We start from the raw sequence: 24943 nt of genomic DNA, 5'->3' as shown, positions 1-24943 counted from the left end.
AGACAGCGACTCTGATCATGCTGAGTCTCCCGAACTTTTTGAACCGTCAGGCGTTGGAGACGCACCACTCTCGATGAAAAAGGGGGTGCTGTTCACCTCCTGAGAGGAACCAGAGTCAGCGACGTTGCTGATCCTGTGGTCTCTCTGAGAGATCTGGTGCGTCAAGATCGGTCCTCATCTCGGATTTGATGACAACGAGGTGAAGAAATTCTCAAACGACTTTTATGACATTCCAAAGAGCGCTCATCTTGATATATTCCAATTGCATTCACGTTTTCCGCTATGTCATCCAATATTTCAAGGGTCTATATCCTTGTTACCACTAATCACGATAGATCGTGGTGTTGAATGTCGTCGCGTAATACAACGTGTCATTCTGCGATATACCTAAAGGATGTACGCTCATTTTGTCGGGAGTGTCGTTTTACAGGTCTAGTACTCAGGCGATGAAAAAGATGCTTTTGAGATGCTGTACAAACGATGCGACCGTTCGGTATGCACGGCTACCCCGTGTTGCTCTAACCCAGAATCAGCCGAGTAAAAGTGCCAAAAAGGGCCTCGTCCGAGACCAGAAACGTTGATGGTGTGAAGCATTTCGACTGGAATTGGCTTCCTTCAGAACAAGAGGAGATTTCACATGAGTATTGTTGATACCATACGCGCCTGGGAAGATCCCGAATATCGCGAGGGTCTGAGTGAGGAAGAGCGAGCTCTGCTACCGGAAATGCCGGTAGGCCGAATTGAATTGACCGAGGATGAGCTAGGTGCGGTCGTGGGTGCTGCACAAAGTGGAGCGAGCGTTGGTTGTAACACTAGAACTTGTACTCGCGGGAACTCTGGCACTCCCCATCCTTGTGGTGGCTGTCAAACGTGATGTCTTGTAGAATCCAAAGGGATCAAGAGGTTCTCTTGCCTCTTGATCCTCATCATTACTCAATATCGGTCTATCTTCAACATCAAAAGGCAGTATACAAGAAAGGTTTGAGGATTGAAGAGGATGGAAAAGAGTATTCTCAATGAGAAAGAGAAAGCGTTTTGGCAAGCTCCTGGGTGGTACCATGCACTCTCCCTCAGAGAGCGTCTTGCATCACGACAAGCAGAAACTGGTGATCTTTCTTCGACGAAGAAAGAGACTGTTGACAAAGCTATCAGGCGTTTCCGAGCATGGAAAGCACAGAAACCTTTCGATCATGGAACATTGTTTGCGAAGCGATTGGCCAGTGACTCTCTCTCAGAAGAGGAATTCCTCTCTCTCCTTGCGGAGCCGATCGAGAGCGTGCAAACACGGATTTCCACTCTTCCGAACTGGCTAGCCACACTCAGAGATGCCTTTACAGGTACAGGTGCACATGCAGTCGAGAAGATGCTAGCGCTCTCCCAGGAAACCCTGGCTAATCAGCCTCTTAAGGTGTGCCTGCCAGCCATCAGTCCTCTGCTCCAGCGTGGCCTTACTTCTCTCCAGGAAGGAATACACACACTCCAACAACAGTACGCCTTCCTGCCTTTTGATCCACAACAGTTTTCTCAGACCTTCCTGGACAATATTGTGCCTAGACTACTGTTCCAGATGAGCAAACCGGTGATCCTGGAAATGCATATTGCGCGTCTGCGAGGGCTCCTGCAGGGTGAGACGCCAGAAGAGCGTTTCGCGGATTTTGTACGGCTGCTGAACCAGGAAGAGCAGATGTTGCCACTTCTCGCTAAATATCCAATGCTCGCGCGCCAGTTAGCAACGACTCTTGATCAGTGGACCGAGTACATGTGCGAGTTCTTAGCGCATCTCTGTGCTGATTGGCAAGCTATCTGCGCTACATTTACGCCTGAGAGCAATCCAGGTCTGCTGATGGAGATGCAGGCAGGAATGGGTGACAGGCATCGTAGAGGCCGTAGCGTTCTCTTACTGCGGTTTGGCTCCGGGATGCAGTTGCTCTATAAACCAAAACCTCTGGCTATAGACGTGCATTTTCAAGAGCTGCTGACCTGGCTCAACGAACGTGGGGTGCAACCTCGCTTGCGCCCCTTGAAACTGATCGATCGCGGTGATTATGGCTGGTCTGAATTTGTTGCTGCATCCCCCTGTACCTCTCAGGACGAAGTGACACGTTTTTATGAACGTCAAGGACGTTACCTGGCTCTCCTGTATGCGCTCAATGCAGGCGACTTGCACAACGAAAATGTGATTGCCTCCGGTGAACATCCGATGCTCGTTGACCTGGAGACTCTCTTTCATCCGTGTGTTGACGGCGACGATCCAGCATTACGCAGCAACCTCGCTTTTCAAGCCATGGATCAGTCTGTCTTGCAGGTAGGATTATTACCGCGATGGGCATGGCCAGATAAAGACTCACCCGGTATAGATATTAGTGGGCTAGGAGGGCAACCAGGACAAACGACGCCACATCCTATTTTCAGTTGGCAGGAAACAGGGACCGACCAGATGCGACTTGTGCGCGAGCGCGTTGAGATTGAGGTCAGTCAGAATCGACCCCGACTGGGCGACCGCGATGTTGAGGTCCTGGACTATAGAGATGCCATCATTGCAGGTTTTACACGGATGTATCGACTTTTATGTAAACATCGAGATGATCTGCTGACTGAGCAACTACCACATTTTGCGCACGATGAAATACGCTTAATCGTACGCTCAACCCATTTATATTCGACGCTCTTGTTCGAAAGCTTTCATCCTGATCTCTTACGCGATGCGCTTAAGCGTGATCGTTTCTTCGATCATTTGTGGCGCGAAGTGGAGCACCGTCCCTATCTTGCCCGCATCATTGCAGCAGAGCAGCAAGACTTACGTAGAGGTGATATCCCCGTCTTTACCACCTTCCCTGATAGCTGTACAATCTTTACCTCCGAGCGGGAGCCAGTGGTTGATTTTTTCGATACACCGAGTCTGGAGTTGGTCAAGCGCCAGATCCAACGTCTGAGTGAGCAGGATCTGACCAAGCAGATCTGGGTCATCGAGGCGTCGCTTGCTACGCTTCTGATGGGTCGTGAAGATTCGATTGTAAGAACTTTACCAATCAAGCCCATACAACAGCCTGTGAAGCGAGAACATGTGCTCACCCTGGCCACTGCTGTAGGAAAGCGTCTGGAAGAGCTTGCCTTGCAGCATGAAGAGGGTGCATATTGGCTCGGAGTGAACCTTATTTACGAACATGCCTGGAGCCTTCTCCCAACCGGCATCGACTTGTACAATGGGACCAGCGGTATCGCTCTGTTTCTGGCCTACCTTGGTGCCTGCACAGGCAAAGCATCCTTTACCCTCCTGGCCAGGCGCTCACTTGCCTCGATCCGAACGCAGATCGATGAACAGAAAAAATACTCGCTCGACCCAGGCATTGGAGCCTTTGAGGGGTTGGGCTCGGTGATATATTTGCTTACCCATCTCGGCGTGCTCTGGAATGAACCAACGCTGTTCCAGGAAGCGGAAGAACTGATGGAACAACTGGCAGCACTCATTCCTCAGGACGAGCAACGGGATATAATTAACGGTTCTGCTGGTTGTATCCTTAGCCTGCTTTGCTTGTATGCTGTCCATCCCTCTCCGCGTATCCTGGAAATAGCGATGCAATGTGGCGATCATTTGCTTGCCACAGCTCAAGCCATGCCAGAAGGAACCGCCTGGGAAACCCTCAAAAAGGAACCGCCATTGGGGGGATTTTCGCATGGGACTGCTGGTATTGCCTTGAGCTTGCTGAAATTAGCGGCTATCAGCGGAGAAGAACGCTTCCGTCAAACAGCTCTGGCTGCGCTGACATATGATCGCAGTTTATTTGTGCCTGCGCAACAAAATTGGGCTGACCTACGTGTGTTTCCTTCGTTGACATCAGATGTAAAGCAGCCCAACGAAATACCAGCTGAACCAAGCCAGAAATGTCTGGTAGCCTGGTGTCATGGAGCACCAGGGATAGGGCTGGGACGTTTGGGCATCTTGGAGCATGACGCAACAACACGAGAAGAGATCGATATCGCACTACACACGACGATCACACAAGGTCTTACTGGAAATCACTCGCTCTGTCATGGGGCACTAGGAGATGTAGAACTGCTTCTGACAGCAGCGCATCTCCTTAACCGACCTGAAGATCACGCGCAATTAGAGCGAGCGATTGCCCTGATAGTCGGAAGTATTGAGGCTTATGGTTGGATAACCGGGGTTCCACTGAGTGTGGAGACACCAGGCTTGATGACAGGATTGGCGGGCATTGGCTATGAGTTGCTCAGGCTCGCGGAACCTGACAGGGTGCCATCCGTGCTGCTCCTCTCTCCTCCTATTCAGGGACAATAGTCAGACTTCGACTCTTATCATGAGATCCACCCGCTTTGGCCTTGAGAGGGAACATGTGCCCGTCTGGGGTTGAAATCCGTCGGTACGTGTGGAGCGCGCGAAAGAAGACACCCTTGCAGAGGGAAAAGGCACAACTTTCGTACTAGAGAGAAATCATCCTCCTCAATCTTTAGCCCTTGTGATATAATTGTCGACATCACACCCCTCACAAGGGCTTTAAGTGAGAGGAGCAAGGTGAAGCACCCGAAGTTGGTCGCTTTGTCTACATGCATATGTTTCGTAAGATTTTAATTGCAAACCGTGGTGAAATTGCTCTACGTGTCATTCGTGCGTGCCGCGAGATGGGAGTACGTAGTGTCATTGCTCACTCCGAGGCCGACCGTGACTCACTTCCAGTACAAATGGCAGATGAGCGGATCTGTATTGGACCCGGAGCAAGCGGCAAGAGCTATTTAAATATTCCAAATATTATTAGCGCTGCGTTTATCTCCAATGCCGAAGCAATTCACCCTGGCTATGGTTTCCTGTCAGAAAATACGAGCTTTGCTCAGATCTGCCAGGACGTTAATATCACTTTTATCGGCCCCTCGGCCGAGGTGATGGCAATCATGGGCGATAAGGTTTCTGCCCGTAAGGCCATGGTTGAAGCAGGCTTACCAACCCTCCCGGGCACTCCCGTCTTGCGCACATTAGCAGAGGCAACAGAGGCTGCCCGCGAGATCGGTTTCCCGCTGATGCTCAAGGCTGTCGCTGGCGGCGGTGGACGCGGTATTCGCTTGATCAACCATGCGGACGAGTTTGAGCGCACCTTTACGGTAGCTCAAAATGAGGTCCGAGAGGCTTTCCGCGACGATGGTATTTATCTGGAACGGTATCTGCCAAAGGCTCGTCACGTTGAAATTCAGGTTCTGGTCGATAATCATGGCAATGGAGTCCATCTGGGCGAGCGTAACTGTTCGTGCCAGCGCCGCAACCAGAAGGTCATCGAGGAGTCACCAACTCCTATTTTGCCCCGTTCTTTATGCGATGAGATGGGGCAGCGCGCCATTCGCGCGGTAAAAGAGATTGGCTATCGCAATGCCGGTACCCTGGAATTTCTGGTGGATGAGCAAAATCGCTATTATTTCATGGAAATGAATACGCGTTTACAGGTTGAGCATCCCGTTACTGAATTGGTAACAAGCCTGGATCTGGTAAAAGAGCAACTGCGTATCGCCTCGGGTGAACCTTTGAGTTTACGACAGGAGAATATCCAGTTGCGTGGCCATGCGATCGAGTGCCGCATTACAGCTGAAGATGCGGATAAGGACTTCCGACCACAAACCGGCGTTATCGAGAAATATTTGCCACCAGGTGGTCCTGGTGTGCGTGTCGATAGTCACCTGTATGCGGGTTATGAAGTTCCCCCTCACTACGATTCGTTGCTTGCCAAGCTGATTGTTTGGGCTGAAGATCGTGATCAAGCCATCGCACGCATGCAGCGTGCTCTGGAAGAGTTTGTTATCGAGGGCATCACAACAACTATACCGTTTCATCAGCGCTTGCTGAAGCACGAGGGCTTTATTAGCGGCGATACCTATACGCGTTTCATCCAGGAGGAAGCGGGCGCGCTGGGTATCAAGTAATAATAATTCCTCTAGCCGCAGGCAGCACTGCCAGTGACATGGAACGTGAAAAATGGGCATCTCAGCTAAGATGCTTTTAGACAAACGGGAGGTGACTTTATGTCTCGCGTAGTTGTAACCGGATTGGGACTGGTTACCTCGTTGGGCAATGATCTGGCTTCATCATGGGAAGCGCTTATCCAGGGTAAGTCTGGTATTGGTGAGATTACTGCCTATGATACCAGCAATCATCGTGTTCATTTTGGTGGCGAGATCAAAAATTTTGATGCTACCAAATATATGGATCGAAAAGAACTTCGTCGCAATGATCCCTATGAACATCTGGCGATCGCGACCGCGATGCAGGCGCTGGAACAGGCAAAGTTAGAAATCACGGATGAGATTGCCCCTGAAGTCGGCGTCTATCTTGGTAGCGGTATCGGTGGCCTGGTAACGCTGCACGACCAATTCAAAGTCTTGCATGAGAAGGGTCCTGACCGCATCAGTCCTTTTTTCATCAATATGATGATTATCGATGGCGCGCCCGGCATCGTCTCGATCCTGACCGGCGCCAAGGGTCCCAACTGGGCCGCAGTCTCTGCCTGTGCCACCAGCGGTAACACCATTGGTGAGGCATGGGAGACCATTCGCCGTGGCGATGCGACGGCGATGATTGCGGGTGGCTCCGAAAAAGCCATTACACCAATTGCGATGGCCGCCTTTGATAATATGCATGCGCTGTCACGCCATAACGAAAATTATCAAGAGGCGAGCCGTCCCTTTGATGCTAAACGCGATGGCTTTGTGATGGGCGAAGGCTCAGGCGTGCTCATCCTTGAGGAGTTAGAGTTCGCCAAGGCACGCGGGGCAACGATTCTGGCCGAGATGGTCGGTTACGGCAGCACTGGCGATGCCAGCCACGTGACCGCGCCAGCACCGGGAGGTGAGGGGCTGGTTCGTGCTATGCGCCGCGCCCTGCAAAAAGCTGGCTTCCAGCCCGACCAGGTTGACTACATCAATGCCCACGGCACCAGCACAGAGTTCAACGATAGCACTGAGACCCAGGCCATCAAAACGGTATTTGGTGATCATGCCTATCGTCTTGCGGTTAGCTCGACTAAATCCATGACAGGTCATACCCTGGGTGCCGCAGGAGCGATCGAAGCAGTCATTTCGATCCAGACGATCCTGAATGGTATTATTCCTCCAACGATTAATCTTCACCATCCAGATCCAGACTGTGATCTGGATTATGTGCCAAATGAGGCTCGTCATGCTACCGTCAATGTGGTAATGTCTAATTCGATGGGCTTTGGCGGCCATAATACAAGCTTGGTCTTCAAGCGCTACGAAGAGTAAAAGGACATGGATACACAAAATAATTCATCGTGGCTGGAGCGGGTGGAAGAGATTGTGGATGTGCTCGAAGGAAGCACGGTTGGCGAGCTGACCTTAACTGAAGATGGGACCGAGATTACTATTCGCCGGAGTCCCGGCATGGTATTAACGAATGCTCCTACAACGGTTATGGTGGCTGGCCAGGCTGCCGCTCTGAGCGCAGGTCATACCACCGCTCCAAAAAAGGTTGATAAGTCGCTGCCAGTGACGGCGACCCTGACCGGCGTTTATTATTCGTCCGCCTCACCAACCTCACCGCCATTTGTCAATATTGGTGATGTAATCCATGTGGGACAGGTCGTGGCTTTGATCGAAGCCATGAAGGTCTTCAATGAGATTAACGCTGAGGTGTCCGGTCGCGTGGTGGCAATCAATGCCGTCAATGGATCGGTAATCCAAAAAGGCGAGGCGATAATGCGCGTCGAGCCCCTATAATAGGTTCGGGGCTTGCCCCCGATTTGCTCCCTTGACGGGCGATACCGTCCCCATAGGTTCGGGGCTTGCCCCCGATTTGCTCCCTTGGCGGGCGATACCGTCCCCATAGGTTCGGAGCTTGCTCCGATTAATCACTCATCAAACGCGCGAGGCTGGCCAGCCCCGCGCGTTATTATTAATCGTCAAAGGATTGCGCTTCTTCAACCATGTAGCCTTCGGCCCGCAGGCGGCGTAGCAGTTCCTCACATTGACGGCGATCACTGGTTTCCATCGTAATGGTTTCTTCACGCTGCATGATCGGGAGGCGGTTGGAGATACGCTGGTGCCGTACGTCGATGACGTTGATACGCATTTCGGTAATAATCGCGAGCATGCGCATTAATTCACCCGGCCGGTCGGTGAGACGGGTATGGATGACAAAGTAGCGACCGGCACTGGCCAGGCCGTGTTCAATAAAGCGTCCCACCAGGTTGATATCAATGTTGCCGCCGGTCAGCGGGACCAGCACTTTCTTGCCTTTGAGCTGGATTTTTCCACTTAAGAGGGCCGCCAGGCCAATTGCGCCTGCGCCTTCGACCATCATTTTACAGCGCTCCATCAATAATAGTACCGCGTTTATCGTGGCTTCATCGTCAACCAGCACCACATCATCGACCAGTTGCTTGATAATTGAGAAGGTAAGCTTGCCGGGTTTCTTGACGGCAATGCCGTCCGCAATCGTGGTGATTGCTGGCAGGGTCGAAAGGTGGCCGGCGTCCAGGGAGACGCGACAACTGGGAGCACCAGAGGCCTGCACACCGATGATGGTGATGTCGGGCTTTAAAGCCCGGGCGGCGATCGCAATGCCGGCGATCAGACCGCCTCCACCAATGGGTACGACGATAGCATCCGCATCAGGTAGATCATTAAGCATCTCCAGGCCAAGCGTTCCCTGGCCCGCGATCACTTTGGGATCATCAAAAGCATGGATGAAGGTGGCGCCACTCTTTTGCTGTAATTCCAGGCAATGCTGATAGGCGTCATCATAGGTTGCTCCATATAATACGACACGCGCACCGTAACCTTCGGTGGCGGTAACTTTAGCCAGGGGAGCACTTTCGGGCATGACGATAGTACAGGGGATATTGTGTTGGGCGGCAGAGATCGCGACACCTTGCGCGTGATTGCCAGCCGAAGCCGCGATCACACCAGCGCGATATTGCTCCTCCGTTAGCGTCGAGATCTTATATCCAGCTCCGCGCACTTTAAAAGCGCCCGAGCGCTGCATATGCTCGCATTTCAGATAAATCTCGGCTCCGGTCAACTGGCTCATAGTACGTGAATGCGATAGCGGCGTATGATGAATCAGAGGCCTGAGAAACTTGTATGCTTGCCGGATATCTGCTATTTTGACAGAACCTACTACCCCTGTCCGGATAGTTTCAGCAGTAAGATCGTTCTCTACAAGACGCATAGTACGACTCCTTCCAGTCCCACACAGGACGCCCAGCCGTCATGGCTACATTTGTAGGCGACAGTGCCTAAATGTTATGGGAAGGATTATAGCGCATGTGCGATCTGTCTGACAACCGTCCTTTTTCCTTTTTTTAAAATGTTATGCCTGCGGCGCGTATTTTTGGGGAAGGGTATCCGGCGGGCTCATACGCCCGCCCGTTGTTTTTTGTTGTGTCGAACAGGCGCTGCGCGCCTGTTCGACACAACATATTAAAAAATTATGAGCGTCGCAGGGGCCAAAAAGGTCCTATGCAATGCGAAAAAAAAGAGGTGTTTTTGTGGGAACACCTCTCAGAAACCCTGGCGTGAAGGTCGACGGCCTCACGCAGTATGTATATTAGTCACGCGAACGAAAAATTTTAACCCGGCGATGAGGCTCTTTACCTCGGCTGCGCGAGATTAAGTTGTAGCGAGTCGCCATTTGATGCTGTAAACGCCGAATGTATGCGTTGGCCGGGGCCAGTTCAGCTGTCGTGAGGCCTTTGTTCAAGACCTGGTGGATCGCATCTTCTGTCTCAAGCAACGCTTGCTTGGTTGGATCATCAAATTCACGCTCGTTCAAGCTCACCTGGGTATCAGAAGCATTAGCACCATCACCTTCGGATGCGACTTCAGGAATATCGAATATACGCGCCAGGGCGTGCTGCATCTGCGTAATGGTGTTATTTTTCAGGATAATGATCAGCTTACGCTCTTGCTCCGCTTGTTGCAAACGCTCGGGCTGACGGCGATAATAATTCTTGAGCGTAATTACTGCGTCGGCTTCGCGCTCATTGTTGGTAATCAAGATCGGCACGCGCAGTTGGCGCGCAGACTCTGAGAGTCGGTCACGATTTACACCAAATGGATAAACCTTGAGCGTCTTGGGCGGACGAATTTCAGTTGCTGGCTCGCTGGCCTGGTAGATTCCTTCCGTGATCTCGGTCACCGGACGAGTCTTGACCAGAACGGCCGCATGACTTTCTCCGTCATTGGGAGCGGTACCTGTAGGTGCCAGCGCCTGGACCTGTGGAGCGATATGTGCAGTGGTCTGATTGCGACCACGCATGCGCTCACTGCCACCACGCGGATCTAAGGTAGGCGCACCCGCGCCACGCAGCGAACTCAGATGGGTATGATTGCGATCTAAATAACCGCGATCATTGCGATCTGAGCGCTCAAACATGCTTGCCGTGAAACCTTGTCCAGGACGAGCACCGGGACCACCGAGTCCGCTACCCCAACCTGGAACCTCCATGCCACCCGCCGTCACTCGGCGAATCGAAACATGTCCGGTTTCTTCATCACGTGTACGCTCCTCGGCCACGACAGGCTGGCCGCGCAGCATATTATCAACCGTATCTGCCACATCACGATGTACAACAGCTTCATCCCAACTCTGCTGTTCGACCACTACTTCAAAGGTGGGAAGCGATTTACGCTCCTGAATACTCTTTTGGGTATGGCGTCGACGCGCCTCTTCATCACCTAACGTGACGGTTTGAATACCCCCCACCAGATCTGAAAGGGTTGGGTTTACAAGCAAGTTTCCCAGCGAATTACCATGAGCCGTTGCGACCAATTGGACACCACGTTCAGCAATCGTACGTGCCGCGGCCGCCTCCAACTCGGTACCAATCTCGTCAATAACGATTACCTGCGGCATGTGATTTTCCACAGCCTCGATCATCACAGCATGCTGTTCCGCCGTACGCGCCACTTGCATACGTCGGGCACGCCCAATACCAGGGTGAGGAATATCCCCATCGCCAGCAATTTCGTTAGACGTATCCACAACCACCACGCGCTTATTCGCCTCGTCTGCCAGCACACGGGCGATTTCGCGCAGGAGCGTTGTTTTACCCACACCTGGACGACCAAGAATCAGGATGGATTGGCCCTGTTCGACAATATCACGGATCAGGGCAATACTGCCAAGCACTGCTCGACCAATACGGCAAGTTAAACCGACAATCCTCCCTTTCCGATTGCGCATCGCGCTAATACGGTGGAGTGTCCGCTCAATACCCGCCCGGTTGTCATCACCGAATTCCCCAATACGTTCAACGACGTACTCGAGATCGGCATATTCCACCGGTGTCGTACTAAGGATCACTTCCCCCTCGGGGAATCGGCCCTCGGCCAGACGCCCAAGGTCCATTACGATCTCCAGCAGTTCGCTTCGGTTCTCTAGCCGATTGACCGCGTCGTGGATGCCTGGCGGTAAAGTAGCCAGCAGAGCCTCCAGATCGTCAGTGATCACATGTTGCATAGGCAGTTTATCACCTCATAATTTTTTGGCGCGAATTGACCGTCCCCAGGCCCTTCAAGCCATAGACCGCACGTTGCTCCAGCAGGGGGACCGTGCTCTGCCTCGTGGCCAGTAAGGCCACGTGTCGCACAAGCAGTACCTTGGCCAGGACCTGCTCAAATCCACTATTGCAAAGAGCGGTGTTAACAAAAGAATCGTACTCGCGCACCAGGCAATAGATGCGTCGTACGTCTGCGTCCAGTAGTCGCTTGATGCCGAACTGGATGAGCGGCTCGGCAAGCTCGGCGTGTTCTGGATGCACCATCAACGAGATGCGGTGAGGTGTCGAGCCGTGACCTCGACAAAGCCGCATCCAGGCTCCTACACGTACACCTACGTCACATACATAATTCTCATTACCACGACCAAAAAAGGAAGGTAATGGCTGCAGTGACCCGACCTGGAGCCTGGCGTATTCTTCACTATTCTCGTAGAGTTCAGCCGTCAACACGCGTTGCGGCGTCACAGAACGATACAGCTGATATAATCCCCACACGTGGTGGCGATTCCAACGGCGAAGCGAAGGGAGCGCCTGCTCCGGTGCGACGTGTGTCGACCTGGATTTCTGTTGATATGGGTCATAGACATACGTCAGTTCACGCGCATAGCGCTGGAAGCCCGAACGTTGGAACATTTCGATCTCGGGTACTTCGTCTTCAACCTTCGCAAAAATTCGGAGAATACCATGTGTTGAGGCCATCTCCAATGCATACTCAAGAAGGGCCGCGAGAATATCATCGCCGGCCAGTTGCGCGCCATCTCGTTTGGTCATTGATGCCAGGTAGGAGAGGTCCCATGCCATATGAGACGGTCGTTCGCGTACCTGGGCAAAGCCTAACAGGCGCCAGTGGTCCTCACAAATCCAGGTGCGGACAGCTGGAGAAATTGGAAGAAATTGCCTCAAAATAGGAGGCGAAGGAAGCGCACTTTCCACCGACTCGAGCCAGCAAACAAAATTTGCAAAGTCGTGCTGGTTACCTCGAGCACGGTGGTCAATAGCGTAGATGATTCCCGGTAAATCTACATACAACACCGGTCTTATCATCCACTACTCCTGTGTTAGATAGAAGCCATGTATCAGAATACTTCTACCTCTTCACGCTCTGTACTATGCGGAGAAAGTATTCGTGAAAACGTGTGTCTCCTGAAACTTCAGGATGAAATGCAGTGCCTAACAAGGGCCCTTCACGGACAGCGACGATGGTTCCATCGTCGAGCGTTGCCAGCACCTCCACCTCAGGACCAACCTGTTCGACCAGTGGCCCACGGATGAAGAAGGTGTGGAATGGCGCTTCGCCTAGTGCGGGCACTAACAGATCAGTTTCAAAGCTTTCCCGCTGACTGCCAAACGCATTGCGGCGGACGCGAATATTCATGCTAGCCAACAGTGGTTGGCCGGCAAGCGCATTATCCGTCTCCTTCGCTAATAAAATGAGACCTGCACATGTCCCCCATACGGGGACACCTTCGCTAATCTTTCTTTGCAATACTTCGTGGAGGCCGTAGACAATCATGAGTTTGCCGATTGTCGTACTTTCGCCACCTGGTAGTATTATACCATCTATTTCATCGAGATGCTCGGGGAGGCGAACAGCTTTCGCGTCCGCCCCTAATTCCTTCAACATCTTAATGTGTGCTTCAAAATCACCCTGTAATGCTAATACGCCGATACGGGGGGTTGGGTTGTATTTTTCCATATGTTTTTCTTAACCAATGTCAATCGAGTATCATTACCAGCCGCGCTGTGCCATCTTTTCCTGATCAAGCAGGGTGTCCAGGTTGATGCCAACCATTGGATCGCCCAGGTTGCGCGAAACTTCGGCCAGGATCTCGGGATCTTGATAATGGGTGGTCGCTTTGACGATCGCCTGGGCGCGTTTCTTGGGGTCGCCCGATTTGAAGATGCCTGAACCAACAAAGATGCCTTCGGCACCCAGACGCATCATCAGGGCGGCGTCAGCGGGTGTGGCGATACCGCCAGCAGAGAAGTTGACAACCGGCAGTTTGCCTGTACGGGCTACTTCTAGTACCAGATCATAGGGGGCGCCCAGTTCTTTGGCCTCGGCCATCAGTTCTTCTTCGGGTAATGATTGCAGGCGGCGTACACCACCCATGATGGTGCGCATGTGGCGCACAGCTTCGATCACGTTGCCGGTACCGGCCTCGCCTTTGGTACGTAGCATCGCGGCTCCCTCGCCCACACGGCGCAAAGCCTCGCCCAGATCACGGGCACCACAAACAAAGGGTATCGAGAACTCATGCTTATTGATATGGAAGCGCTCATCGGCTGGTGTCAGAACCTCAGACTCATCAAGACAATCGATGCCTAGCGACTGAAGAATTTCGGCCTCCACAAAGTGTCCAATGCGGCACTTCGCCATTACAGGAATAGTTACGGCTTCCTTAATTCTGATGATCAGCTCTGGATCACTCATACGAGCAACGCCACCCTGAGCACGAATATCGGCAGGCACGCGCTCCAGAGCCATAACAGCAGAGGCGCCGGCCTCTTCCGCGATCTTTGCCTGTTCGGCATTGACGACATCGCAGATTACTCCGCCCTTTAACATTTCCGGAAAACTTCGTTTAACCTGTACAGTTCCAACCTGCTTTTGCATATATTTATCTCTCCTGGCGTGCTTGTTTAACTGTATATATAAGAAAATAAGTAGCCTATTTCACTAAAATTCTAACACAAGAACATGGCTGGCATCTACAGCCAATTGCGAGAAGTGAGGCCAGCCATCTCGATACGACATGGTATAAATTCGGAGCTCGCCTCCGATTTATAATGCCCCCGCATGAATCGTGCGTCGAGGTGTGAAGCGCCCGCAGGGGCGCACTACGGGGGAGGGAGTTGGTCTATCATCACGTTCCCCAACATCCACCAAATTGGCATACAAAAAAATACTTCTCTCTTTAATTGAAACAAAAAACACAGGCTGATATATGCCCGGATAAACCCGGCAGGGCAAATGGTAGGTGCGCTCCTTGCGGACGCTTCTAAATAAAATGAGAGGATAAAATCGTAGGTGCGCCCCTTGCGGGCGCTTCAACCCTCTTAATCTCGAATGAGATGAAGACTTAAGCGTAAAGCCTGGTCAACGCGATGCAACTCCTCAGGGCTGATCGAGCCACGACGCCTGATTAAACGTGTTTTCTCAATCGTCATGATCTGCTCGCATTTTACATCAGTGTAATCAGTTAAGCCATTGTTTTGAGTAGGTGTAATGCGTACATGCAACGGAAGCTCACGTTCCGTGCGACTCATCGAGGCTACGATGGTTAAAGGATAGGAAGAAGAGGTATTGCCCCGATCATTTTGTATCACTAACGCCGGTCGCGTACCTTGTTGTTCTGCGCCACGACCAGGTGACCAATTGACATCCCAAATCTCACCGCGACGAGGACTTGGAATACTAGCATTCGCATCCTGCTGCTGTTTCAGGCTCGGCAAAGACTGCCTGGCCTCATTACTCATGCAAACATACCTTCACAACCAGCACTAAAACAAAATTGGGCTTCATCAAGGGTTTCGGGAACGGTAGAGAGATAAGCATATGCTTCGTCGAGAGAGTGGTTGAGTGAGGAGAGTTCACGTTCACGTTTTTCCATAATTACTAACCTTAATTGTTGGTAATCATCCTGTCGCATCAGATCCATAATAGCTTCTAATACGTCTCCCATTGAGGAATCGAGTTCCACAGCCAACGCTTTCAGCTCTTTGTGCTGCGTTGAAGGTATTTGAATCGATTTTCGAACGAGGTTCTCATGACGATATAGGTCTGTATGTACAACAGCCATGAAGTTGCCTCCTAGTCATAACACGACTTCATCTTTTCTTATTGTACCGAGGCACCTGCTAATTGTCAATGAAGATAAGGTCGTTTTCTTAGAAACATTAGAAATTTTAAGTAGGCGAAATGCCTATTTTTTGACTGGCAAGATAGGCTAATTCACGCTTAAAGCATGTTTTTGCCAATGTTTTTTTACCTTTTTTCCCGTGTGCGCTGGCTTAGCCTTAAAGTCAGCAGGAGTCCAAAGGAAACGGCCAGTAAAACGACGGCCAGGGCTATAGATTTATCCAGGTCGGATTCTGAGGCGATATACACGGCAATGGGCATGGTCTGGGTGACGCCAGGAAAATTGCCCGCAAACGTGATGGTAGCTCCGAATTCTCCCAGGGCACGGGCCCAGCATAGACCGATACCAGACAGTAAGGCCGGCCGAATCAGAGGCAGGGTAATACGAAAAAATGTGTACAACGGAGACGCGCGCAGCGTATAGGCGGCCCGCTCATAGCGCCGGTCCAGCTGCTCAAATCCTGCCTTCGCGCTATTCACAAAAAAGGGGGCTGCGACAAAGGTCTGGGCCATGACTACGGCGGCGGTGGTAAAGGGAATACTGATGTTGAAGATAGCTAGATAACGGCCAAGCAGTCCCAGACGCCCAAATGTCAGCAGCAAAGCGACGCCAGCTACCACTGGCGGCAGTACAGTAGGTAAAGTAATCAAGGTTTCGAGCAGGCCGCGCCCGAAGAAACGTTGGCGCGCCAGCACATAGGCGACGGGCAACCCGAACACGATCGCCAGCAGCGTGCTCAGGGTGGTAGTGAGTACGCTTAGCTGCAGGGCCTGAAAAATATCTGGCTGTAAGATCTCATTCCAGATCGCCGCTGGCGCTTCTCTAAACAACAGGCCTGCCAGCGGAATGCCCAGAAATAGAAAAAAGAGGCTGCTCAGTAGCACGGTAAGAATCCTGACCAGCCATCCGCTGTAGCGGCCGTTGAGTACTACGTGTTTATTTATCATCAGGCAAGATCATGAGAGAGAAAATGGCGCACATGTTCAATGTCACGCTGAACTATAGAGACCTGTGTGGACATTTGCAGGCTTTGATAGGTTGTCAGGGCTGCTTCATAGCAGGCCAGCGCCCGGCGGATATTGTGCTGCTGGTCTCCACGAGCGAGATCGGCATAGGACAATCCCAATGTATGTTTGTTCTGCGCCCATTCCAGCGGCGTCGTCTCGCACGTCTGAATCTGGAGTGCTTCTTCAAAACAGGCAATGGCGCGCTCTAGATAATCCCGCCGCTCCGTTTTGGCGAGCTTCCAGTAGGCCTGGCCGAGGTTCCCTTGCGTGGTGGCCCACTCATCTTGCATATTTTCACGCGCATAGACAAGCAAGGCGGCCCTGTAGCACTCGATAGCTTGCTGGAGATAAGGATGGCGCCCATCAATCTGGCAATCTTTATAAGCATTCCCGAGGTTGCTCTGCGTTTTGGCCCATTCGTAGGGCGTATCTTTGCGATTGTACACCTGCAGAGCAGACTCAAACGACGTGATGGCTTTCTGAATATGCAGTTGCCACTCTTCCTCATTTTTTGGTTGGATGAGCATATACACATGGCCCAGATTATAATGCACATTGGCCCAGGCCAATGGATGCTGCACAAAGGTGTAGACCTCCAGCACAGCTTCAAAGCAAAGAATTGCCTGGCGCAGTTGCTCTTGCTTATTTCCCTCCGGCATGTCCAGGTAGGTCAGGCCCAGCATATTGTTGGTCTTGGCCCATTCGGCTGGATAGCCATTACGTGTATACACTTTCAGCGCGGTCCGGAAGCAGGTCACAGCCTGCTCTAAACGCGCCTGCTCATTACCACTAGACATCAAGTTATAGGTAATACCCAGATTATTATAGATTGAAGCCCAATCCAGCGGCGTATGCTCGCTCGAATAGACGTTCAGGGCAGCTTGATAGCAATCTACGGCATGGTGCAAACTGGCCTCACTTTCATCGCCGGGCATATTGCGGTAGGCATTGCCCATGCTCTGCATAGTATTGGCCCACAGATCCGGGTGCTTGTCAAATGTATTGACCTGCAAGGCAGCCTGGTAGTGGATAATCGAGCGCTCCAGGTTCGTCTGCCGCTCCCCTCCAGGCAGAAATGCATATACATTGGCCAGACTATACTGTGCCATCGCCCATTCCTGGGGCGTGGCGTCACAGGTATAGACGCGCAATGAGGCCTCATAACAAAGGATTGCTTTACGCAAAGTTGAATAGCGATCATCGGAGGGAAGCAGGCAATATACATTGCCTAGATTGTATTGAATGCTGGCCCATTGCTCAGGAAAGGCCTCGATGGTATACACTTCAAGGCATGATTGCAGACAGGCCAGTGCCTTAAAAAGCACTGATCGCCGATTGCCGCCAGGGAGATATAAATAGGTCAAAGCCAGCTCATACTGAATTTGCGCCCAATCCAAAGGATATTCTTCACTGGTGAACACTTCCAGTGAGGATTGCAGGGCAGCCAGGGCTTTACTTAAATGCTGTTGACGGTCGGGGCCAGTCGTTAAATTGCGGTATAAGATGCCTAATTGTTGCTGCGTCCTGGCCCATTCAACGGGCGTGCTTTGTAAAGAATAGAGACTCAGTGCCTTTTGAAAGCAAGCAATGGCTTGTTCCAGATTGGCCTGTTGATCTCCTGTGGAAATGTTACGATATTTTATGCCCAATGCATATTGGGCATCAGCGGCTATGCGCCACTCTTTGTCGTCTTTCATTCCGAAATAACATCCTGCATGTGACGAAAAGGAGGGGCCCCTCCAGGCGCGTTATATGCATAAAACAAAAAACTTCTCATATGGATTGTATGTTGTGCCTTGCTGCTTGTCAACTATGTTCTCGGCACTAAGGATGAGTTCTTTGTGTGACGCCCGTGCTGGAAGGTAAAGCATCAAGATCAGTAGGGGTGTGACCAGCGCCTGAAAACGGCCAGGGGAGAGACAGCTCAGCTCTGGAAAAGGACCGCCAGCGCCTTGACGCGTGGTTCCTGTCCCCAGATAGCGAGCATGTGTTCATATAATACGTAAATCTCGCTGAACACAAGGTCGCTATTGATGGCACGCGCCGCCCTGGCTGCCGCCTCCAGATAAATGCATGATTGAATCATATTGCCGAGCACCAGCGAGGTATAGGTGCGATATTTTAAAAATTCTGCGCGCATGCGTTCAGAAGGGACCGGCTTGAGCTCATCAACCTGGGAGAACGCCTCCCAGGCCAGTCTGGGCTGTCCCAGCCTGAGAAAGACTAGTCCCTGGTACAGATAAAGCATGGAGCGATCGCACTGGGCATAGGTCATGCAGGCATCTTCTTCTGGTTTCTCAGGAAAGACAGCCAGCGCCAACTTCAAAAATTGCAGGGCCTCTGTCTCGCGTCCCATGGTAGCCTGGATCTCTGCCAGACCGGCGAAGATCCAGCTATGGAGTATTGGCGAAATGTTGTCGTTGTTGGTATTGATACGATGCAGAGCATTATTATACGCATTTAAGGCCGAGCCAATACGCTTACGGGCGGAAAAGATGGTGGCCAGGCGAATCTGCGCCGCGACATAGACATTCCAGTCTTTTGCCAGCTGGCTATAGACCAATGCCTGGGTGCCATTTGTCTGGGCAGAGGCGAAATCTCCACGCTGTAAATCTAGTAGCGCGATCAATTGATAGGCCTGTGCCGTCAGGCAGGCCGCCGTCTTCTGTTCGGGCCCAGGGGTCAGGGTCGGCTTCATCAGACGCGTCAGATAAGTGGGAACCAACCGTTCTAGCTCTCGCTGGCTCCCTGCCATATACCATTGCCAGCAGGAGGCCAGCCCGATAGACCAGGTTGCTAAAGAGGCTGGAAGATCCTCCTCGGCAATATCGAACGTATCGTCTTCATCCACCTCCACCATCCCATCCGCGCTCAGCGTAGAGGAAATGTCTGCGGGCTTTTCTGGCTTTTCTAATGCATGCACCTGCCTCATGCGGCTCGCAACAAAACCCAATTCTGCAGGGGACATGGCAAAAACTTTGCAGAGGGCATCTAATGAGGCATGGCGTGGCCTCTGAGCGCCAGATTCCCAACGAATATATGTGCTACGACTCACCCCAACCAATCCACTGACAAACTCTGGCGTCCAGGCTCTCTGCATACGAGCAGATTTGAGCATGCGGTTCTGTTTCTCCATATTATCCTCGCCCAGCACATTTTACCTGGCTTTTTTATAAGCCCATTCCTCGTTATACGTCAAATATAAAAATTAAAATATAGAGCACTCATAGTCAAGGGTATTGCGTCCATCATCCGTTTCTGGCATAGTAATATATTGTATAAGACTCTATTTGAGGGACAAAACAAAATTCTTACTATAAACATCGGTCTCACCCAGTACTTTAAATACCCCCCTCCTCCCTTTTACTTTTCAAAGTTTGTCGCCCCCGGCGGACAAGCGCATGTGCACCCCCTTGACTTGTTTTATGTGTTGATGCGACATATGCTCAAAGAGCGCATGTCGCATCAACACATAAATGTTTCAGTCATGCTGAATTCTGGCCAGGTCATCAAATTTATCGGCAGCACCAATACCGGTGGTCAAATAGCTGGCAAAAGCTTTGATATTTACAATGCAACCCAGACCACAAAACAGGATTATGGCAACTGGACGACTACTCCTTATCAAGCGGAAAATCTTCATATTAATAGTACAAAAAGTGCACTAATGAGTAATAAGAGCACGGGCACATAACAAAAATCTGATGGCCACGGGTTAAAACGGTAAAGCATCGAAATAGGCGTGATCCAGACGGAATACAGCCAAAATTGTCTTGACATCAGGTGAGCTACTGATGTATTATCCACAAGTGGAGGCCATTGTCTCTTATCCGTTAAGTATATGGGCGGTTGCTGAAATTGGTAGACAGGGCAGACTTAGGATCTGTTGGTGATGAACCGTGAGAGTTCGAGTCTCTCACCGCCCACTTAGCAAAATGTATTATAATAGTAGACGCAGTTAAGCGGGAGTGGCTCAGTGGTAGAGCACTTCCTTGCCAAGGAAGATGTCGCGGGTTCGAATCCCGTCTCCCGCTCCAACTTATCTAAGACAGAGGGCATCCGCAAGGCTGCCCTCTATGGTAAGCGCACAAGCAACCTGCATCAGACGTAGATCACAACGCGTTTGTAAAGTATACAGATAGTTGGTTAATGCGGTTATGCAAGCTTCTGCTGTGGGGTGGTCTATGGTAGTGATTCCCCCTGCGCTTCCCGTAGTCTGGTTTCAATATGCTATTCCTTCTTTCAAATGTACGGCGAGCATTATGCTTTTGCAACCAGTACAGCAAGACAGAAGTGAAAAGCAGCTTTGCAAAAAAGTTAAACACTGTCAAGTGACACAAATACAACAAAGAAAACCCGTTGGAGGAAATGTGAAGGTCTCTGTAGAAAAGTTGCCAACAAGTGAGGCCGTCCTGAATGTAGATGTGACATGGGACGAGATGCAAAAGGCTTCAGATAAAGCTTATCGCAAACTGGTAAAGCAAGTCGATATACAAGGCTTCCGCCGTGGTAAAGCACCCCGCACCATTTTGGAACGCCGTGTAGGCAAAGAGTATATCTATCAAGAGGGTCTGGATGACCTGATCTCAGAGGCCTATCGCAACGCTCTGAAAGAAAATGATCTTACTCCGATTAGCCAGCCTAAACTGGATGCTCCAATCTTCGAAATGGGACAGGACTACCACTTCAGTTTGACGGTTCCTATACTTACGCCGGTCAAGTTGCCCGATTATAAATCCATGCATTTTGACCGTGAAGAGGCCACTGTGACCTCTGAAGAGGTGGATCAGGAAATTGAGTCATTCCAGAATCGCCTGGCTGAGTGGGAAAGCGTCGAGCGCCCGGTAGAGTATAACGATCGCATTAAAGCTGATCTGAAGTTGACCTCGGGCGAACAGCAGATCTCGGATTTAAAAGATAATACCTTTGAGATTACGAAAGAACGTCATGGTCTATTTTCCGGCATGGACGAGCATATCGTTGGCATGAAAGCTGGCGAGAGCAAGTCTTTTACTACGACCATTCCTGAAGATTACAGTAATGAGAAGCTGGCCGGGAAAGAAGCGAACTACGAAGTGACCGTGAATACGGTTGAGGCCAAGCAGGTTCCTGCTCTGGATGATGAGTTCGCGAAAAAGGTAAGCGACGATCAGTTCGATAATATGGAAGATCTGCGAAAGGCAGTCAGCGACAATATCTTGGAGCGCAAAAAACGCACGATCACCGAGGAATTGCGCGATAATGCCATGAAAGCCATTATCGAGAAGTCTGAATTCGTGATTCACCCGGTATTGATCGATGAGGAAGTCGCTGAAATGGAGCACCAGTTTGGTCATATGCTCGAGCAGCAGCACCTCAATATGGCTCAGTACTTAAAGATGGTCAACAAAACCGAAGAGGAATATCGCCAGGAGCTCCGCCCTGACGCAGAAGAGCGCATCAAGCGCCAGCTGGTGCAGGAACAGATTGCGAATGAGGAAAACATTACGGTTGAGCCCGCTGAGATTGAGGCGCTCTTTAATGCATATGAGCAGATCGGTCAGCCGCTACCAAAGACAGAAGATCAGATTCGTTCCTTGATGCTGAGCTTCCGCCGCGAAAAAACTCTGACGCGCTTGATCGAACTGACGACTGAGCCCGAGCCCGACGAGGAAATCGAGGAAGAAGAGGCAGCAGAGGATGCGGCAGTAGCCAACGCTGAGGCGGCAGCACTAGCGAGTGAAACCGAGGCAACTGATACCAGTGCTGAGGAATCCGCAGCAGCAACACCTCTACCCGACGACCAAAAAACGGAGACAGTAGAGTAGAAATGCAACCATTTGGTGCTGTGTTGTACATGCAGGAAAGGTAACAGAAGTGGCAAACTCAAAGAATATGCGTACGACATACCGGTGCTCTTTTTGCGGTAAAAGCCAGGACCAGGTTCAGCGCTTGATCGCTGGCCCTGGCGGTGTTTACATCTGTGATGAGTGTATCGACCTCTGTCGAGAAATCATCGAGGAAGAGCAAGCCACTGTTGCCAAGCCTCGCCTCCAGACGGGCAAACTACCCACGCCGAAGAAGATCTACGAACAGCTCAGCCAGTATGTAATCGGGCAAGAACGCGCCAAGAAGGCGTTGTCGGTGGCGGTCTATAACCACTACAAACGTGTTGGCGTTGGGATGCAAGTCGATGACGTCGAGCTAGGCAAGAGTAATATCTTGATGATTGGCCCTACCGGTAGCGGTAAGACCCTCCTGGCACAGACGCTCGCCAAGGTCCTGGATGTGCCTTTCTGCATCGCCGATGCCACCGCCTTAACCGAGGCTGGCTACGTCGGTGAAGATGTGGAAAACATTCTCTTGCGCTTGATCCAGATGGCTGATTTCGATGTAGCTCGGGCGGAACGTGGGATAGTCTATATCGACGAAATCGACAAGATTGCTCGTAAATCGGACAATCCTTCGATTACACGCGATGTCTCTGGCGAAGGCGTGCAGCAGGCCTTGTTGAAAATCATTGAGGGTACAGTAGCGAACGTTCCACCACAAGGTGGTCGCAAACATCCACATCAAGACTTCATCCAAATCAATACAGCCAATATTCTGTTTATCTGTGGTGGCGCTTTTGAAGGCCTGGATAAGATTGTCGAGCAGCGCCTCGGCAGCAATAAATCGATGGGCTTCCGCAACGCAGATAAAAGCGAAAAATCCACAAAGGCGAAAGAAAGTGGTGAGACTGTGCTGACGCAGCTCATCCCCGATGATCTGCTTAAATATGGTTTGATCCCTGAATTTGTCGGGCGTCTTCCAGTCGAGGTTGCCCTTGACAGCCTGGATAAAGAAGCTCTGATCCGTATCTTGACTGAGCCGAAAAATGCGATTGTCAAACAATATCAGAAATTCTTACAACTTGATCGTGTTGAACTAGTTTTCACGAACGATGCCCTTGAGGCTGCCGCCGAATGTGCCCTCCGTCAAAAGACGGGCGCGCGCGGATTGCGTACGATTATTGAGGACGTGCTCTTAGATATAATGTACGAGATACCCTCTCGTGCTGATGTGAAAAAGGTGATTATTAACGGAGACGTGATAAACATCCATAATAAACCGCTACTAGTGACGCGTGGTGAAAGAAATACAACCTATTCTGAAGATGAGTCTGCTTAATGCAGACTCTTCTGTTTTTCTCAATACAGTTGTGTTATCTCTGTGGTTGATCAGTTAGAAGATAGGTGGAAACCAATGAGTGAGCAAGAACGCCTGGATGTGGTACAAAATTTAGACAACGGGTATCCTCTGGTTGCGTTAAAGAGCATCGTTGCGTTTCCTCACAATCGTCAGGCACTCCCCATCGCTCGTGAGAAGACCATACGTGCTATTGAAGAAGCAATGTTACAACCTGAGCATATTCTTGTGGCCTCTACTCAACGTAGTGTTGACATCGATGACCCTCAGGCAAAAGATATCTATCCCACTGGTACTCTAATCGAAATAGTGACCATGCATCGGCAGCCGGATGGTAGCCTGCAGGTGCTGATTCGAGGCATTAGTCGGGTCACTATCGATGAATATCTGGACCATGAGCCGTTCATTCGGGTACGCGTAACCGAGCAGGTTGAGCCCGAACCGAAGGGCCCGAAGGCCGATGCTCTGGTACGTCATACGACCAGCCTCTTTGAACGCTATGCACAGCTCAATCGGCGTTTTTCCGTTGAGGATATTAACTCGATTGTGGCGCTCAAAACACCCACACTCCTCTCTGATACGCTCGCAGCCCATTTAGTGACAGATATGCAGCAGCAACAAGATCTGCTGGAGACGCCGGACCCGATGGAGCGGCTGGAGAAGATCTGTGTGATTATGGGTAACGAGATTGAAATCCTTGAACTGGAAACGACTATTCGCAGTCGAGTCCGTTCGCAGGTAGATCGCTCGCAAAAAGAGTTCTATCTGCGTGAGCAGTTGCGTGCCATCCAGGAAGAGTTGGGTATGGAGACCTCTTCGGAAGCCGATGAACTGCGTAGCAAACTCGCTGAAAAACAGCTGCCAGCGGAAGCCGCGGCGAAAGTGCGCAAGGAAATCGATCGTCTGGAGCGAACCCCTTCACAGTCGGCGGAGCTTACGGTAATCCGCTCGTATATAGATTGGGTACTGGCTCTGCCATGGAATGAGCGTAGCGAAGACGTATTCGACATTGAAAATGCACGTAATATCCTTGATGAGGATCACTATGGCCTGGAAGGTATTAAAGAGCGCATTCTAGAGTTTCTGGCAGTACGACAATTGCGTATTCAGGCCGCTCAACGCAGTGGCAAGCCGAGAAGCATGAGCCAGGGACAAATCCTTTGTCTGATTGGCCCCCCCGGCGTCGGTAAAACTACGCTGGCACAATCAATCGCCAAAGCGTTAAATCGAAAATTTGCACGTATCTCTCTCGGTGGCGTGCACGATGAGGCTGAAATTCGTGGCCATCGCCGCACCTATGTGGGCGCGCTGCCCGGCCGCATTATTCAGAGCATGAAAACTGTCGGGGTGCGCAATCCCGTCTTCTTGCTGGACGAGATCGATAAGC

General features: G+C 51.1%; 19 protein-coding genes and 2 tRNA genes. 11 read left to right on the top strand and 10 right to left on the bottom strand.

Annotated features, from left to right (window positions below):
• Positions 1-637: 637 nt before the first annotated feature.
• From JMI88_RS30795 to JMI88_RS30775, 5 genes are all read left to right on the top strand, one after another.
• Positions 638-874, top strand: a complete 237-nt coding sequence (locus tag JMI88_RS30795) for a mersacidin/lichenicidin family type 2 lantibiotic (RefSeq protein ID WP_201365880.1) — start codon at positions 638-640, stop codon at positions 872-874.
• Positions 875-997: 123 nt separating this feature from the next.
• Positions 998-4297 carry a type 2 lanthipeptide synthetase LanM family protein gene (locus JMI88_RS30790; RefSeq protein WP_201365879.1) on the top strand — a complete coding sequence of 1100 codons (3300 nt, stop codon included), beginning with the start codon at positions 998-1000 and terminating at the stop codon, positions 4295-4297.
• Positions 4298-4569: 272 nt separating this feature from the next.
• On the top strand, positions 4570-5922 hold the full coding sequence (gene accC, locus JMI88_RS30785) for an acetyl-CoA carboxylase biotin carboxylase subunit (protein WP_201365878.1): 1353 nt from the start codon (positions 4570-4572) through the stop codon (positions 5920-5922).
• A gap of 99 nt (positions 5923-6021) precedes the next feature.
• On the top strand, positions 6022-7260 hold the full coding sequence (gene fabF, locus JMI88_RS30780; RefSeq protein ID WP_201365877.1) for a beta-ketoacyl-ACP synthase II: 1239 nt from the start codon (positions 6022-6024) through the stop codon (positions 7258-7260).
• 6 nt (positions 7261-7266) lie between these two features.
• Positions 7267-7734 carry an acetyl-CoA carboxylase biotin carboxyl carrier protein gene (locus JMI88_RS30775; protein WP_201365876.1) on the top strand — a complete coding sequence of 156 codons (468 nt, stop codon included), beginning with the start codon at positions 7267-7269 and terminating at the stop codon, positions 7732-7734.
• 175 nt (positions 7735-7909) lie between these two features.
• On the opposite strand, the gene ilvA is transcribed toward JMI88_RS30775, so the two are convergent.
• From ilvA to JMI88_RS30725, 10 genes are all read right to left on the bottom strand, one after another.
• Positions 7910-9187, bottom strand: a complete 1278-nt coding sequence (gene ilvA / locus JMI88_RS30770; RefSeq protein ID WP_201365875.1) for a threonine ammonia-lyase — start codon at positions 9185-9187, stop codon at positions 7910-7912.
• Positions 9188-9565: 378 nt separating this feature from the next.
• A complete protein-coding gene (locus tag JMI88_RS30765; protein ID WP_201365874.1) occupies positions 9566-11479 on the bottom strand; it encodes an AAA ATPase domain-containing protein in 1914 nt (637 codons plus the stop codon).
• A 10-nt stretch (positions 11480-11489) separates the two neighbouring features.
• The gene (locus JMI88_RS30760) at positions 11490-12563 is read right to left on the bottom strand and encodes a hypothetical protein (RefSeq protein WP_201365873.1); all 1074 of its coding nucleotides are present in this window, start codon (positions 12561-12563) and stop codon (positions 11490-11492) included.
• Between the two features lie 43 nt (positions 12564-12606).
• Entirely contained in the window at positions 12607-13215 is a 609-nt protein-coding gene (pdxT, locus tag JMI88_RS30755) for a pyridoxal 5'-phosphate synthase glutaminase subunit PdxT (RefSeq protein ID WP_201365872.1), read from the bottom strand.
• A gap of 33 nt (positions 13216-13248) precedes the next feature.
• Positions 13249-14136 (bottom strand): pyridoxal 5'-phosphate synthase lyase subunit PdxS, encoded by an 888-nt coding sequence (gene pdxS / locus JMI88_RS30750; protein WP_201365871.1) that lies wholly within the window; start codon positions 14134-14136, stop codon positions 13249-13251.
• 443 nt (positions 14137-14579) lie between these two features.
• Positions 14580-14999, bottom strand: coding sequence for a type II toxin-antitoxin system PemK/MazF family toxin (locus JMI88_RS30745; RefSeq protein ID WP_201365870.1), 420 nt, complete (start codon positions 14997-14999; stop codon positions 14580-14582).
• On the bottom strand, positions 14996-15322 hold the full coding sequence (locus JMI88_RS30740) for a hypothetical protein (RefSeq protein ID WP_201365869.1): 327 nt from the start codon (positions 15320-15322) through the stop codon (positions 14996-14998). Before JMI88_RS30740 ends, JMI88_RS30745 begins: the two co-directional genes overlap by 4 nt.
• A 185-nt stretch (positions 15323-15507) precedes the next feature.
• The gene (locus JMI88_RS30735) at positions 15508-16329 is read right to left on the bottom strand and encodes an ABC transporter permease (protein WP_201365868.1); all 822 of its coding nucleotides are present in this window, start codon (positions 16327-16329) and stop codon (positions 15508-15510) included.
• Positions 16329-18086 carry a tetratricopeptide repeat protein gene (locus tag JMI88_RS30730; protein WP_201365867.1) on the bottom strand — a complete coding sequence of 586 codons (1758 nt, stop codon included), beginning with the start codon at positions 18084-18086 and terminating at the stop codon, positions 16329-16331. The genes JMI88_RS30735 and JMI88_RS30730 overlap by 1 nt, the downstream gene beginning before the upstream one ends.
• A gap of 227 nt (positions 18087-18313) precedes the next feature.
• Positions 18314-19525, bottom strand: coding sequence for a helix-turn-helix domain-containing protein (locus tag JMI88_RS30725; protein ID WP_201365866.1), 1212 nt, complete (start codon positions 19523-19525; stop codon positions 18314-18316).
• Positions 19526-19846: 321 nt separating this feature from the next.
• On the opposite strand from JMI88_RS30725, the gene JMI88_RS30720 reads away from it, so the two are divergent.
• The 6 genes from JMI88_RS30720 to JMI88_RS30695 all read left to right on the top strand — a co-directional run.
• A complete protein-coding gene (locus tag JMI88_RS30720; RefSeq protein ID WP_201365865.1) occupies positions 19847-20083 on the top strand; it encodes a hypothetical protein in 237 nt (78 codons plus the stop codon).
• 149 nt (positions 20084-20232) lie between these two features.
• A tRNA-Leu gene (locus tag JMI88_RS30715) sits at positions 20233-20315 on the top strand.
• A gap of 36 nt (positions 20316-20351) precedes the next feature.
• Positions 20352-20426: transfer RNA gene (locus JMI88_RS30710), tRNA-Gly, on the top strand.
• A 333-nt stretch (positions 20427-20759) separates the two neighbouring features.
• Entirely contained in the window at positions 20760-22196 is a 1437-nt protein-coding gene (gene tig / locus JMI88_RS30705; protein ID WP_201365864.1) for a trigger factor, read from the top strand.
• Between the two features lie 67 nt (positions 22197-22263).
• Positions 22264-23538 (top strand): ATP-dependent Clp protease ATP-binding subunit ClpX, encoded by a 1275-nt coding sequence (clpX, locus tag JMI88_RS30700; RefSeq protein ID WP_201365968.1) that lies wholly within the window; start codon positions 22264-22266, stop codon positions 23536-23538.
• 75 nt (positions 23539-23613) lie between these two features.
• The coding region (locus tag JMI88_RS30695; RefSeq protein ID WP_201365863.1) for an LON peptidase substrate-binding domain-containing protein at positions 23614-24943 on the top strand (1330 nt) is incomplete at its 3' end.

The sequence above is a fragment of the Dictyobacter formicarum genome (assembly GCF_016587435.1).
This window is presented reverse-complemented; position numbering and strand designations above follow the sequence as displayed.